This window comes from Sphingopyxis sp. KK2, assembly GCF_001990265.1.
Taxonomy (GTDB): Bacteria; Pseudomonadota; Alphaproteobacteria; order Sphingomonadales; family Sphingomonadaceae; genus Sphingopyxis.
In genome coordinates this window covers 1-12,663 of the sequence record NZ_LYVN01000014.1, presented here as the reverse complement: position 1 = coordinate 12,663, position 12,663 = coordinate 1, and the positions used below count along the sequence as shown (strand labels likewise).

The window sequence follows — 12,663 nt, the reverse complement described above, 5'->3', positions numbered from 1 at the left end:
GACCTCCCTCTTTTTTTGGCTTCGAGACCTTCGTCCCCCCGCGAAAGGAAAATCATGTCTTCGGAAATTTCGAGCCGCCGTGGCCTGACGCTCACGCTGCTCATCATCGTTGCGATCCTGTCCTACGTCGATCGCCAGGTTTTCACCCTCTTCCAGGATGACATCAAGGTCGAGCTTGGGCTCGACGACGGCCAACTCGGGCTGCTCACCGGCATCGCCTTTGCCGCTTTTTACGCGCTCGCCGCCTTTCCGATCGCGCGCTATGCCGATCGTGGCGACCGTCGACTCGTCATCGCGGTGTGCGTCTCGATCTGGAGCGCCGCGACTGCGCTTTCGGCCTTTGCGCATAATTTCGTCCAGATGCTGCTCGCGCGCATCGGCCTCGCGGCGGCCGAGGCGGGGGCAGGGCCGGCGGGCATGTCCTTGCTCACCGACATCTTCCCCAAGGACCGCCGCACGACGATCATCTCGGTGATGCTCGCCGCGAACGCCGTCGGTCTGTCGGGCGGGCTCGCGCTCGCCGGCTGGCTGTCGCAATGGTATGACTGGCGCACGGTGTTCATCATCGTCGGCCTGCCCGGCATTGCGGTCGGCCTGCTCGTCTATCTCCTTGCCGCCGAACCGCGCCGCCGCGGCGTCGTCGAGCCGGTGGCGCCGCCGCAAACCAGCCTAGGCGAAGTGTTGCGCACCATGGCGGCGAGCACCTCGCTGCGCTGGGTCGGATTGTTGCTCTGCATGGTCCCGCTCACCGGCTTCGCCTTCATCCTGTGGGGTGCCTCCTTCTTCCAGCGCGTCCACGGCATGGACAAGGCCGAAACCGGCTTCTGGCTCGGCGGCGCGATGGCGGCGGGGCTCGTCATCGGCAATCTCGTCGCGGGCTGGGTCAGCGATCGGTACGGCCAGGCCAAGCCGGGCTTCAACGGCTGGTTCGCCGGCATCGGTCTGCTCGTCAGCTTTCCCTTCGGCGTCGGCTTCGCGCTCGCGGGCAATGCCTATATCGCGCTCGCCTGCTTCGTGGTTGTGAAGTTCATGATGACGCTGCACCTGGGCCCCATCATCGCGCTCTGCTTCGCGCAGGTGCCCGTGCAGATGCGTGCGATGATGTCGGCGACGATCAACATGTTCATCGGGCTCGCGGGCGTCGGGCTGGGCGGCACCGTCGCCGGCTATCTCAGCAAGGCCTTCACGCCGGGCTATGGCGAGCTGTCGCTGCAACCGTCGCTGGCGATATTGTCCTGCTGCCTGCTGGTCGGCGGGATCGCCGCGATCATGGCGGGGCGGACGGCGAGGCCACTGGCGGAGTAATCGTTCAAATGTTCGTCATTGCGAGTGAAGCGAAGCAATCCAGAGTGGCGTAAACCGCTCTGGATTGCTTCGCTTCGCTCGCAATGACGGAATGAATGGGGGGGAGGCTCTACGCCGCCACCCTCTCGCTGGTAGCGACCTTGGGCTCCAGCCCGAAGAGCCGTGCGGCGTTCAGCCCCAATATGTTTCGCCGCACCTCGTCGCTGACTTCCATGCCCTCGAACAGTTCGTCAACGATGCGGCGGCTGATCGGGAAGGTGCCCTCGGCGTGCGGATAATCGGACCCCCACATGACATTCTTCGCTCCGGGGAGCCCGGCAGCGGCCGACGCGATGCACGCGCGGTCGTGCTGGAAACTCGCCCAGATCTGGTCGTCGACGATCTGGCTCGGCGATCGCGAGAGCTTGGGAAATACGAAATTCGCGTGCGCGACCGACACCTCGTCCATGCGCTCGGCGAGCGCGACGAGCCAGCTGGCGCCGCTCTCGATGAACGCGACCTTCGCGCCGGGATTGCGGTCGAGCACGCCGCCGGCGGTCAGGTACATCGCGCTGTGCTGCGCGTCGTTCATCTGGTTGGTGTAGTTGATGATGCCGGCGCCCGGCCCGCGCTCGACGATCACGCTTTCGAGGCCGGTGCCCGTGTGCATCACGAACACGATCCCGAGCGCCGCGCCCTTGGCGAAGATTGGGTCCCAGGTCGCGTTGTTGTATTTCGGCAGCCCCGGCGGCGTCACCGCTGGCAGCATCGCCGCGATGATGCCCTTCGACGCGAGGTAATCGAGCTCGGCGAGCGTGTTCGAGAAGTCGAGCACCGGCAGCATGCCGCAGCGCACGAAGCGGTTCGGATGCCCGCCCAGAAAGCTGTCGTTCCAGTCGTTGTACAGCCGCGCCGACGCCGCCTCGGCATCGGGGCTGTCGAGGCAGTACAGCCACAGCCCGAGCGACGGGAAACAGATTTCGCTGTCGATCCCTTCCAACTCCATATCCTCGAGCCGCCCCGCGATCTCGCGGATGCCGCGGCGCTGCGCATCGCCGAGCTGCTTCTCGCGATGCTGCCCGACGCGCAGGCGATAGATGATCTTGTCCTTGGTCCCGGTGACCAGATATTCGCCCTCCATCCGCGCATGGATCGCATGATCCTTGAGCGAAGCGGGCAGGCCGTCGAGGAAGATGTCCGACGGTTCCATGATGTGGCTGTCGGCGCTGAACACAAAGGGTTTCATGGCAGTCTCCTCTCGACTCGCTATCGGTCTTGGTGTGATTAAAAGATACCTAGTTATATAAGTCAAGCGCCGGATCGGCTAGACATGACGCCATGAGAGGCTTAAACAGATACCTGTTATGGCCATCGTGAACGAAACCCTTGCCACTCGCACAGCGCGGAACCTCGCGAACCTCAGCCTCGCCGCCGATCCCGGTACGCACCTCGGTGCCGAGGACGATCTGCTCGCGCGCTTCGGGGTCAGCCGCCCGACGTTGCGCCAGGCCGCGAAACTCGTCGAGCGCGACCGCCTCATCAGCATCCGCCGCGGCGCGCAGGGCGGCTATTATGCCGAACGCCCCGACGCGCGCGACGCGATCCAGTCGCTGGCGCGCTTCCTGCGGATGAGAGGCGCGAACCTCGCGCATGTTATCCAGGTCACGCGCCCGGTCTCCGAAGAGGCGGCGGTCGCCGCCGCGCTGCACCGCAGCCCGGCCGATGTCGAGGCACTGCAAGCCTTTGTCGCCACGATCGACGCGCGCGACACCCCGCGCGACCTGATCGCCGCCGAACTGCTGATGGCGCGGCTGATCTCGGGCATGAGCGGCAATCCGGTCGTCGAGCTGATCCTCGAAATCGGTTACAGCTTTGGCCTCGACGAACGAGGTAGCGACCTCTACGCCGATCCCGACCGGCGCGCACGCACCCGCGCGATGCAGCACAGCCTGTGCCAGGCGATCATCGACGGCGATGCCGACATCGCGCGGTTGATGATGCGGCGGCGGTCGGATCAATTCGACGCGTGGCTGAACCTCGGCACCGCAGAGGAGAAGAAGCAGGCATGAGCATCGTCGAATATCGGGGTTTCGCGGGCGTCCGGCTCGAAGCCGAGGTGATCGGTGCGGAGAACGACCCGGCGGTGCTGCTCGTACATGGCGCGGGCCAGACCCGTGCGGTCTGGTCGGGCGTCGCCAACGCGCTCGAACAGGCCGGACGCCGCGTCATCAGCCTCGACCTGCGCGGCCATGGCGGCAGTGAATGGCCCGAGGATGCGCGGTACGATTTCGAGGCGCTGGTCGAGGATTTGCGCGCCGTGCTGGCGCAGATGGGCACGCGCCCCGTCGTCGTCGCTTCGACCCTCGGCGGCTGGATCGCCAGCGCCGCGCTCGAACGCGACGCCGCGGTGCTCGCCTCGGGGCTCGTCCTCGTCGATTCGCCGGTGCAGGTCGACCCGGCGCTCGCGAAGCGCGTCGGCGAACGCATTCGCGAGGCCGCGACGCTCGCGCCGGGTCAGGCGCAGTGGGACGTGCGCCTGTTCGACACGCTCGACACCTCGGCGATGGCCGATCGTCTCGACGGCGTCGCCGCCAAGATCGCGCTGCCCACGCTCTATGTGCGCGGCGCGATCAGCGAGCTGGTGTCGAAGGACGATGCCGCCGCCTTCGTCGCGCAGCTCCCCGACGGCGAACTGGTCGAGGTCGAGAACAGTGCGCTCGTCGTCACCGACGACCGCGCCGACGCGCTTGGCGGCTATCTGATCGACTTCCTCGAACGCCGCGCCCCGCGCGGCTCGCCCGAGTTTCGGACCGGCAGTGACGCGCGGACTTTCCGCGACGCGCTCGGCTGCTTCGCGACCGGGGTCACCGTCGTTACCGCGATCTGCCCCGACGGCACCCCGATCGGGCTCACCGCGAACAGCTTCACCTCGGTCTCGCTCGATCCGCCGCTGCTGCTCGTGTGCATCGCGAACAATGCCGGCAGCGCGCCTTATCTGCGCGACGCCGAACGGTTCGCGGTCAATGTGCTCCAGATCGGCCAGCAGCCGACCTCGAATCGCTTCGCGGGCAAGAATGAGGATCGCTTCGGCGTCACCCCGTGGGAGATCGGCGAATATGGTACGCCGGTGCTCACCGGATCGCTCTCCAGCTTCGAATGTTCGCGCGATGCGGTGCACGACGGCGGCGACCATTTCATCTTGGTCGGGCGGGTGCTGAAGGCGATTTTCGAACCGCGCCGCGACCCCTTGCTCTACTTCCGCGGCAAATATCGCAAACTCCATTTCGCTTGACGACTGGACAAGCAGCCGCCAGCATCATATCCAACCTAGTTATATAACTAGAATCGGAGGAGAGGCGGATGGCCTGGGTCAATCAGGACAAATGCGCGATCGTGGGGATCGGGGCGACCGATTATTATGTGCGGGGCAAAAGCTGGCCGCGCACGATCAACGACATGGCGGCCGAGGCGATCATGAACGCCTGCGCCGACGCGGGGATCAGCCACAAGCAGATCGATGGCTTCTCCTATTATTCGACCGCGGGCGCGGGCTATCTCGACAAGTTCGACACCGCCAGCCTGATGGAAACATTGGGCATGCCGCACATCAGCTGGTCGGCGACCCTGACCAGCGGTGGCGGCGGTTGTCCCGGCGCGATCGGCCTCGCGACCGCAGGGCTGATGAACGAGGATTGCACCTATACCGTGACGCTGATGGCGCTGCAGCAATTGCCGCAGCACCGCCTCGGCGTCGTGTTCGGGGCCGCGGCGCCCAATCCCGAAAACAGCTTCCTCCAACCCTCGGGCCTCGTCGGGCCCGGCCACCTGATGTCGGTGCTCGCACGCCGCCACATGCACCTCTACGGCACCACGCAGGACGCGTTCGGCGAGGTGGTGATGGCGACGCGCGCCAACACCCACAACCGGCCCAAGGCGGTGCGCAAGGACCCGCTGACCAAGGAGCAATATGACGCCTCGGTGATGCTCGCCGATCCGCTGCGTCGTCTCGACTTCTGCCTCGAAACCGATGGCGCGGTCGCGGTCATCACGACGACGATGGACCGGGCGAAGGACTGCCGCCACAAGCCCGCGGTCGTCCACGCCGCCGCGCATGGCGGCCAGCGCGAATGGGGCCGCGCCTTCGCGTGGATGGGCATGCCCGATCCCTATTTCGCGAGCTCGGGCCACAAATTCACCGCCGACCGTGTCTGGGCACAATCGGGCCTGACCGCGAAGGATATGGATGTCGCGCTGATCTACGATCACTTCAGCCCGATGGTGCTGATGCAGCTCGAGGATTATGGCTTCTGCGAGAAGGGCGAGGGCAATGACTATGTCCTGTCGGGCAAGCTGCGCTACGATCCTGCGACGGGCAAGGGTGTGAACGGCGGCGTGCCGGTGAATACCCACGGCGGCAACCTCAACGAAGCCTATATCATCGGTATGACCCACATCGTCGAGGGCGTCGAACAGGTGCGCGGCACCGCGATCAACCAGGTCAAGGATGCCGAATTCGCGCTCGTTTCGGGCGGCCCGGCGTCGCTCCCCGTCTCCAGCCTCATCCTGCGCAAGGACTGACCGACATGACCTATGGCCCCGCCCGCGCGCTCCCCGGCGACCAGATCCGCATCACCACCAACCCCGATACCGAGCCTTTCTGGCAGGCGGCGAAGGAGGGCAAGCTCACCGCGTGCCAGTGCGGCGACTGCGGTCATTTCCGCATGCCGCCGACCGCGATCTGCCCCGAATGCGGCAGCCGCGCCAAGGAGTGGCCGACGCTCCCCGGCACCGCGACGATCTTCAGCTATGCGATCTGCAACAAGAACCCGAAGAATGGCGAGGATTATGTCTATGTCCCCGTCGTCGTCGACCTCGACGGCGCCCCGGGCACGCGCCTGAATGCAAACGTGTCGGGCTGTGATGCCGAGGACGTCCATATCGGAATGAAGGTCAGCGTCGACTGGACCCCGATCCAGGACGGCTGGGTCCTCCCCAACTTCAAGGCCTGACGCGATGCTGGGCGACCTTCGTATTGTCGAGATCGGGCAGGGCATGGCGGTGCAGGTCGCCGGGCTGATGCTGGCCGAACTTGGCGCCGATGTTCTGAAGGTCGAGCGGCCGGACGGCGACCCCGCGCGTGGTACTGCGCCTTTCGCGAACTGGAACCGTGGCAAGAAGAGCCTCGCCCTCGATCTCGACACGTCCGAGGGGCTGGCCGCGCTCGACGAACGCCTTGCGGGCGCCGACGCTCTGCTCCACCAGTTCACCCCGGCGCGCGCCAAGGCGCTGGGTCTCGACGATGCGAGTCTCGCCGTGCGCCACCCGCATCTCGTCGTCACTGCGATCACCGGTTCGCCCGCCAACCATCCCGATGTCGAACGCAGCGACGACGAACTGCTCGTCGCCGCGCGCGTCGGCGCGATGTACGAGAATGACGGCCACCGCGCCGGCCCCATCGCCTATCGTTACCGGCAGGGCAGCTGGTCCGCCGCGCATCTCGCCGCCGCGGGGCTGCTCGCACGGCTCGTGATGCGGCTGCAGACGGGGCAGGGCGGTGCCGCGCACACCTCGATCTTCCAGGGCTTCCTCGCGACGCTCCCCCTCGTCTGGGCGCGCAACAGCGAAGGCCCGATGCCCAACCCGGTGACCTATCCGCTCGGTCCGCGCCCGATCGCGCAGCAACTCTTCCAGTGTGCGGGCGGCGACTGGCTCCAGATCATGGATCCGACGCGACAGTTCGATTACGCCACCATGCCGACGATGTGGGACGTCATGGCCGAGACCGAGGTCGACCTCGAAACCGAGGCCGGGCAGGCCGCCGCCTTCAAGCTCCGCCCGCTCGAGAACTGGCTCGCCGACCTCCGCGCCGCCGACATCGCCGCCGAACCCGCCTTTCCGATGGGCGAGGTGCTGCGCCACGACGATGCCGTGGCGAACCGCTACGTGATCGAAGTCGACGACCCCGACCTCGGCCAGACGCGCCAGCCGAACACGCCCTTCCACAGCGACGCCGACCTGCCGCAGGGCCGCCCGGCTCCGCGCCTCGGTGAAGGCGGGGATGCGCCATGGCCTGTCAAAGCCGCACCCGCGCCGAGCACCGCCCCCGTCGAAGTCCTCGAAGGTGTACGCGTCCTCGACCTCGGCATGTTCCTCGCCGGGCCGATGGGGCCGTCGATGATGGGCGACATGGGCGCCAACGTCATCAAGGTCGAGGCGCTGACCGGCGACCGCATCCGCTTCATGCATCGCTATTATCAGGCCGCCGCGCGCAGCAAGCGCAGCCTCGCGCTCGACCTGACGCGGCCCGAGGCGCAGCCGATCCTCGAACGCCTCCTCAAATGGGCCGAGCTGGTCCACCACAATATGCGCTTCAAGGGCGCCGCGAAGCTTGGCCTCAGCGAAGAGGGCATCCGCAAATATAACCCCGATATCGCGTTCAACTATTCGAGCGCCTATGGCCAGCGCGGGGCGCGCGGGAACTGGCCCGGCTATGACTCGATCTTCAACGCGATCGCCGGCTGGGAGTTCGAAAATGCTGGCGAGGGCAACCGCCCCGTCTTCAACCGCCCCGGCACGATGGACGTGTCCACCGCGCAGAGCTGTCTCGTCGAACTCATGGCCTCGCTCTATGCCAAGCGCACGACGGGCCGCGGCTACACGACCCAGACCTCGCTGCTCGGCATGGCCGCCTTCACGCAGGGCGAGCGGCTTATCGGCGCCGATGGCGACCTCACCGACACTTATCATCTGACGAGCGACCAGACCGGCTTCTCGCCCTACCACCGCATCTACGAATGCGGCGATGGCAAATGGATCGCCGTCGCTGCGCACAAGCCCGAGCAACAGGCCGCGCTGGCCACACTGCTCGGCGAGGATTTCGAGGCCGGGGCCAAAGCGCGCACCGCCGCCGGCCTGCTCGCCGACCTCGAAGCCGCCGGCGTCCCGGCCGATGCGGTCAATTTCGAGGATGCGATGCACCGCTTCTTCGACGACCCGCGAAACCGCGAACTCAATCTGATCTCGGTCCTGTCGCAACCGCTCTACGGCATCGTCGAGCAGCCCGGCGCCTTCTGGAATTTCGGCGACACCCCGGTGGTCTTCAAACGCTGCTGTCCCGCAGTCGGCGAGCATAGCGACGAAATCCTCCGCGAAATCGGCTATTCGGACACCGAGATCGCCGCCTTCCGCGAAGCCAAGATCGTAGGATGAACCCACACGACCTCCTTCCCGACGGGCTAGCTACCGCAGTCGAAACCGCGAGCGGCGCACGTGTTACGGCGGTGCGCCCCCGCGGCGGCGGCGGCGCGTCGCGCGAGGGCGCCGAACTCGACCTGTCCTGGCCCGACGGCCGCGCCGCCAGCGCCTATATGAATTACGACGTGCACAAGGCCGGGGCGGGCGACGATGCCGCGTTCCTGCGCGAGGCCGCCGTCCTCCGCGCCCTCTCGGGTCCGCTCGCCCACGCCGGCGTCCGCGTCGCGCCCTTCTACGCCTCTGTCCCCGACCAGCGCGCGCTCGTCTGCGGCATGGTGTCCGGCAACGACCGCTTCGGCGGCCTTACCGACACCGCACAGCGCGACACGCTCGCCAATGATTTCATGGGCCAGCTCGCCGCACTCCACCGCATCGACGTCGCGGCAAGCCCGGTCGAAGGCATGGGCCCGGTCGATCCCGCCGAAACCTTCATCCGCCGCCGCATCGCCGAGTTGCGCGCGAGCAACAGCGGCAAGGGCTGGGATCCGCTCATCCACCTGTCGCTGGACTGGCTCGAAGCCAATATTCCCGCAAACATTCCCGCGCCCGTCATCGTCCATGGCGACGCTGGCCCCGGCAATTTCCTCTACGAAGGCGGCCGGGTTACCGCGCTGCTCGACTGGGAACTCGTCCATTATGGCGACCCGATGGCCGACCTCGCGATGCTCGCGATCCGCATGCTGTTCCAGGGCTTTGTCCCGCTACCGCAGGCCTTCGCCGCTTACGAAGAGGTCGGCGGGTACGAGGTCGATCTGCAGCGCCTGATCTACTGGCGTCTGCTGTTCCAGACCAGCTTTGCGCGCCGCTCGCGCTACGACGATCCCGACGCGCCGCCGCCGCCCAATCTCGGTATGAACCTCGTCTATTCGACGATCCACCGCCGCGTCCTCTCGCATGCGCTCGCCGACGCCGCGGGCATCGCCTTGCCGCCCGTCGCGCTGCCCGATGCCCCGCTCGGCGCACACGACAAGAGCTTCGCGATCGCGCTCGACGACATCCGCGACACCATCGTCCCGCGCCTCTCCGACCAGCAGGCGGCGGTGAAGGCTAAGGGCATGGCACGCCTCATCAAATGGTGGCGCGCGATCGAGCGTTTCGAACCCGGTTTCCACGCCGCCGAAAAGGTGGAGATCGAAACCACGCTCGGGCTCCAATTCGCCGATTATCGCACCGCCTGGACCGCTTTCCGCGACGCCGTCGCCGGCGATCGCATCGCCACCGATGCCGCGGTCATCCTCTGCAACGCCCACGAAACGCGCGAGGCGGCGCTGATGGCCGACGCGATGGGCGGCCTGGCCGACACGAAATTCGCACCGCTGCAATAAACATCACGAAAGGTTGAGGGACATGGCGAAGGACATATTGGGCTATAAGGGCAAGCGCGTCGTCGTCATGGGCTGCTTCTCGGGCACCGGCGAGGCTTGTGCGCGCGCGCTCGTCGATCTCGGCGCCGAAGTGCATGGCGCCGACATCAAGCCTTCGCCGGTCAATCTCGCGAGCTTCACCGAGGTCGATCTCAAGAACCCCGATGCCATCGCCGCGGGCATCGCCAGCATCGGTGGCAAGATCGACGCCGTGTTCAACGTCTCGGGCCTGCCGCAGACCTTCCCGGGCGAGGATGTCGTCACGGTCAACTTCCTCGGCATCCGCGCCTGGACCGAGGGATGGATCCCGCACCTCAACCCCGGCGCGGCGATCGTCTCGGTCTCGTCGCTCGGCGGCATGAAATGGCTGACGCGCCAGCCGCTGTTGCGCGAATTCATCGCCATCGAGGATTTCGCCGCGGCGCGCCAATGGTATCTCGACCGCGCCGAAGAGGTCGGCGATCCCTACAGCCTCGCGAAGGAAGCGATCAACACCTGGACGCAGGTGCGTGCGCCCGACCTGATCGGCCGCGACATCCGCATCAACTGCACCATGCCCAGCCCGATCGATACCCCGATGCTTGGGGAGTTCCGGAAGGTCGCGGGCGACGCGGTACTTGGTGCCTTCGCCAAGGCGAAGGGCCGTTACTCGACCGCCGAGGAACAGGCGCTGCCGCTGATCCTGCTCAACAGCGACGCCGCGAGCTTCATCAGCGGGGTGTGCCTCCCGGTCGACGCCGGCCTTGCGGGCGGGCTCGCGACGGGCGTGCTCGACATCCAGAAAATGATCGCCGAGGCGGCGGGCGCCTGATCAGCCCCGCGCTCCCAGCATCATCGCAATACTATGCGCCGCCGCCGCCTTCAGATCGTCGTAACCGACGCCGTCGCTATGGCTGCTCATCGGTCCGATCGCCGACAGGCGCTCGAGGATCATGAGCACGGTGCCGGCGCACGACCGCGGCGACAGGTGCGCGGGCGTGCGCCCCGCCGCCTGCGCACGCTCGACCTGCTTGCTGATCGCGTCCATCATCGGCCGCGCCTGCGTCATCCGCGCCTCGTAAAAGCGCGTGTCGCCTTCCTCGGCGGCGAGGTTGCGCACGACGAAGATCGTGCGGTTGCGGTTCCAGATGCCGGTATATTCCTCGACGAACGCCGCGGCGGCCTGCTCCGCGCCGGGCGCCAGCCAGTCGCGCGCGACGATTTCTTCCAGCGCGGGCGAAGTCTGGCTCGCATGTTCGAGCGCCGCCAGCACCACCTCGGGCACCCCCTTGAAATAGACATAGAAGGTCGCGGGCGAGGTCTGCGCCGCGCGTGCGACGTCGACGACCGACACGTCGCGCAGTCCGTGCGTTTCGAGCAGGTCAACCGTCGCGTCGATCAATTGCTGCCGCGTCCGCTGCCCCTTCGCGCCCAGCTTGCGCTCGGGCGGGGTGTCCGCCGGGATGATGGCTTGTGTCTGCGTCAAATAGGTGATCCTGCCCCGAAATTTTGCCGCCATTCTAACAGCGGGGTTGCGATATGGCAAAAAATTGACGTATCGTCAAAAATGAAGCCCGAAACATGAAAATCAGGGGAAATGGGATGGAGAGGCTAGCCGGCAAGGTCGCCGTCGTAACCGGCGCATCGAAAGGCATGGGACGGCATTTTGTCGCCGCGCTCGTTGCCGCGGGGGTAAAGGTCGCCTGCCTCGCGCGCGCCTCGGAAGAGTTCGACAGCCTCGTCGCCGAGTTCGGCGATGCGGTGCTGCCGATCGCCTGCGACGTCGCCTCGTCGGAGGCGGTGAACGCCGCCGTCGCGCAGACCGTCGCGCATTTTGGCCGCATCGACGTCGTCGTCGCCAATGCTGCGATCTTCCATCCCTTCGCCTTCGAAAATGGCAGCGACGAGATGATCCGCAGCCATATAGACATCAACATCCTCGGCGTCTCGTGGCTGGTCCGCGCCGCGATTCCGCATTTGCGCGCCACCAAGGGCCAGATCGTCGCAATCAGCAGCGAGTCGGTGAACATGCCCTTCCCGATGCTCGCGCTCTACGCCGCGACCAAGGCGGCGGTCGAAACGCTCTGCCATGGTCTGCGCGACGAACTGCGCAGCGACGACATCCGCGTCACTGTGCTGCGTTCGGGGTCGGTCAAGGGCGGCTCGGGCGGCAAGAGCTGGTCGCAGGAAACGGTGGCGGCCTTCTACAAGAAGATCGTCGAAACCGGCCACGCGTCGATGACGGGGGAGGGGGCGACCCCCGAATCGATGGCGCAGGCCTTGCTGTCGGTCATCGGCCTGCCCGCCGATATCGGCGTCGACCTGATCGAGGTCCGCGCCGCGCAGGTTGGCGTGCCTGAGGGCGCGAAGGCCGTCGCGAGCTAGCGTGACCGATCGTCGTAACCTCCCGCTGATCATCGGCGCGCTGTGGATCGCCGAGGTCACCGGCAGTTTCGAGACCGCGATGATCCTCGCGGCGCTCAAGAAGCTGATCGAGGATTTCGGCAACCCCGCGATGGTCGGCTGGCTGATCACGGGTTACCTGATCGTCGGCGCCGCGATCGCCGCGATCGTCGGGCGTCTCGGCGACCTGTTCGGGCGCCGGCAGGTGCTGGTTGTCGTGCTCATCATCGGCGCGGTGGGTTCGCTGATCAGCGCGCTCTCGACCAACTTCCCGGTGCTGCTCGCGGGCCGGCTGATGCAAGGCGTTACCGGCGCGATCCTGCCGCTCTGCATCGGCCTCGTCCACGAAAACGCCGGCAAGGAGCGCGCGCCGATGGCG

Annotated in this window: 12 protein-coding genes; 10 read left to right on the top strand and 2 right to left on the bottom strand. The window is 66.6% G+C overall.

Annotated features, from left to right (window positions below):
• Positions 1-54 precede the first annotated feature (54 nt).
• Positions 55-1,305, top strand: coding sequence for an MFS transporter (locus B1A78_RS03905; protein WP_077145703.1), 1,251 nt, complete (start codon positions 55-57; stop codon positions 1,303-1,305).
• Positions 1,306-1,414: 109 nt separating this feature from the next.
• Here the strand turns inward: B1A78_RS03905 and B1A78_RS03900 are convergent, their stop codons facing one another.
• Positions 1,415-2,530: an amidohydrolase family protein gene (locus B1A78_RS03900; protein WP_077145702.1), complete on the bottom strand. Its 1,116-nt coding sequence runs from the start codon at positions 2,528-2,530 to the stop codon at positions 1,415-1,417.
• Between the two features lie 127 nt (positions 2,531-2,657).
• Between B1A78_RS03900 and B1A78_RS03895 the strand changes: the two genes are divergently transcribed.
• The 7 genes from B1A78_RS03895 to B1A78_RS03865 all read left to right on the top strand — a co-directional run bounded on the left by B1A78_RS03895 (position 2,658) and on the right by B1A78_RS03865 (position 10,713).
• Positions 2,658-3,353, top strand: a complete 696-nt coding sequence (locus B1A78_RS03895) for a FadR/GntR family transcriptional regulator (protein ID WP_179101970.1) — start codon at positions 2,658-2,660, stop codon at positions 3,351-3,353.
• Positions 3,350-4,576: an alpha/beta fold hydrolase gene (locus tag B1A78_RS03890; protein ID WP_077145700.1), complete on the top strand. Its 1,227-nt coding sequence runs from the start codon at positions 3,350-3,352 to the stop codon at positions 4,574-4,576. Before B1A78_RS03895 ends, B1A78_RS03890 begins: the two co-directional genes overlap by 4 nt.
• Positions 4,577-4,644: 68 nt before the next feature.
• The gene (locus B1A78_RS03885) at positions 4,645-5,862 is read left to right on the top strand and encodes a thiolase (protein ID WP_077145699.1); all 1,218 of its coding nucleotides are present in this window, start codon (positions 4,645-4,647) and stop codon (positions 5,860-5,862) included.
• A 5-nt stretch (positions 5,863-5,867) separates the two neighbouring features.
• On the top strand, positions 5,868-6,293 hold the full coding sequence (locus B1A78_RS03880) for a Zn-ribbon domain-containing OB-fold protein (RefSeq protein ID WP_077145698.1): 426 nt from the start codon (positions 5,868-5,870) through the stop codon (positions 6,291-6,293).
• Positions 6,294-6,297: 4 nt separating this feature from the next.
• Positions 6,298-8,493 (top strand): CoA transferase, encoded by a 2,196-nt coding sequence (locus tag B1A78_RS03875; protein ID WP_077145697.1) that lies wholly within the window; start codon positions 6,298-6,300, stop codon positions 8,491-8,493.
• A complete protein-coding gene (locus tag B1A78_RS03870) occupies positions 8,490-9,863 on the top strand; it encodes a phosphotransferase family protein (RefSeq protein WP_077145696.1) in 1,374 nt (457 codons plus the stop codon). The genes B1A78_RS03875 and B1A78_RS03870 overlap by 4 nt, the downstream gene beginning before the upstream one ends.
• 22 nt (positions 9,864-9,885) lie before the next feature.
• Positions 9,886-10,713 (top strand): coniferyl-alcohol dehydrogenase, encoded by an 828-nt coding sequence (locus B1A78_RS03865; RefSeq protein ID WP_077145695.1) that lies wholly within the window; start codon positions 9,886-9,888, stop codon positions 10,711-10,713.
• Here B1A78_RS03865 and B1A78_RS03860 read toward each other — a convergent pair whose 3' ends face one another.
• Positions 10,714-11,367 (bottom strand): TetR family transcriptional regulator, encoded by a 654-nt coding sequence (locus B1A78_RS03860; RefSeq protein ID WP_179101969.1) that lies wholly within the window; start codon positions 11,365-11,367, stop codon positions 10,714-10,716.
• 116 nt (positions 11,368-11,483) lie between these two features.
• On the opposite strand from B1A78_RS03860, the gene B1A78_RS03855 reads away from it, so the two are divergent.
• Together B1A78_RS03855 and B1A78_RS03850 are read left to right on the top strand one after the other, a co-directional pair.
• The gene (locus B1A78_RS03855; RefSeq protein WP_077145693.1) at positions 11,484-12,266 is read left to right on the top strand and encodes an SDR family oxidoreductase; all 783 of its coding nucleotides are present in this window, start codon (positions 11,484-11,486) and stop codon (positions 12,264-12,266) included.
• Between the two features lies 1 nt (position 12,267).
• Positions 12,268-12,663 (top strand): MFS transporter (locus B1A78_RS03850; RefSeq protein WP_144037675.1); only part of this gene is annotated, 396 nt, incomplete at its 3' end.

Excerpts from the sequence above, each read along its gene's own strand:
- B1A78_RS03905 (WP_077145703.1), top strand. The coding sequence starts at position 55 with ATGTCTTCGGAAATTTCGAGCCGCCGTGGCCTGACGCTCACGCTGCTC.
- B1A78_RS03900 (WP_077145702.1), bottom strand. The coding sequence starts at position 2,530 with ATGAAACCCTTTGTGTTCAGCGCCGACAGCCACATCATGGAACCGTCG.
- B1A78_RS03890 (WP_077145700.1), top strand. The coding sequence starts at position 3,350 with ATGAGCATCGTCGAATATCGGGGTTTCGCGGGCGTCCGGCTCGAAGCC.
- B1A78_RS03885 (WP_077145699.1), top strand. The coding sequence starts at position 4,645 with ATGGCCTGGGTCAATCAGGACAAATGCGCGATCGTGGGGATCGGGGCG.
- B1A78_RS03880 (WP_077145698.1), top strand. The coding sequence starts at position 5,868 with ATGACCTATGGCCCCGCCCGCGCGCTCCCCGGCGACCAGATCCGCATC.
- B1A78_RS03875 (WP_077145697.1), top strand. The coding sequence starts at position 6,298 with ATGCTGGGCGACCTTCGTATTGTCGAGATCGGGCAGGGCATGGCGGTG.
- B1A78_RS03870 (WP_077145696.1), top strand. The coding sequence starts at position 8,490 with ATGAACCCACACGACCTCCTTCCCGACGGGCTAGCTACCGCAGTCGAA.
- B1A78_RS03865 (WP_077145695.1), top strand. The coding sequence starts at position 9,886 with ATGGCGAAGGACATATTGGGCTATAAGGGCAAGCGCGTCGTCGTCATG.
- B1A78_RS03855 (WP_077145693.1), top strand. The coding sequence starts at position 11,484 with ATGGAGAGGCTAGCCGGCAAGGTCGCCGTCGTAACCGGCGCATCGAAA.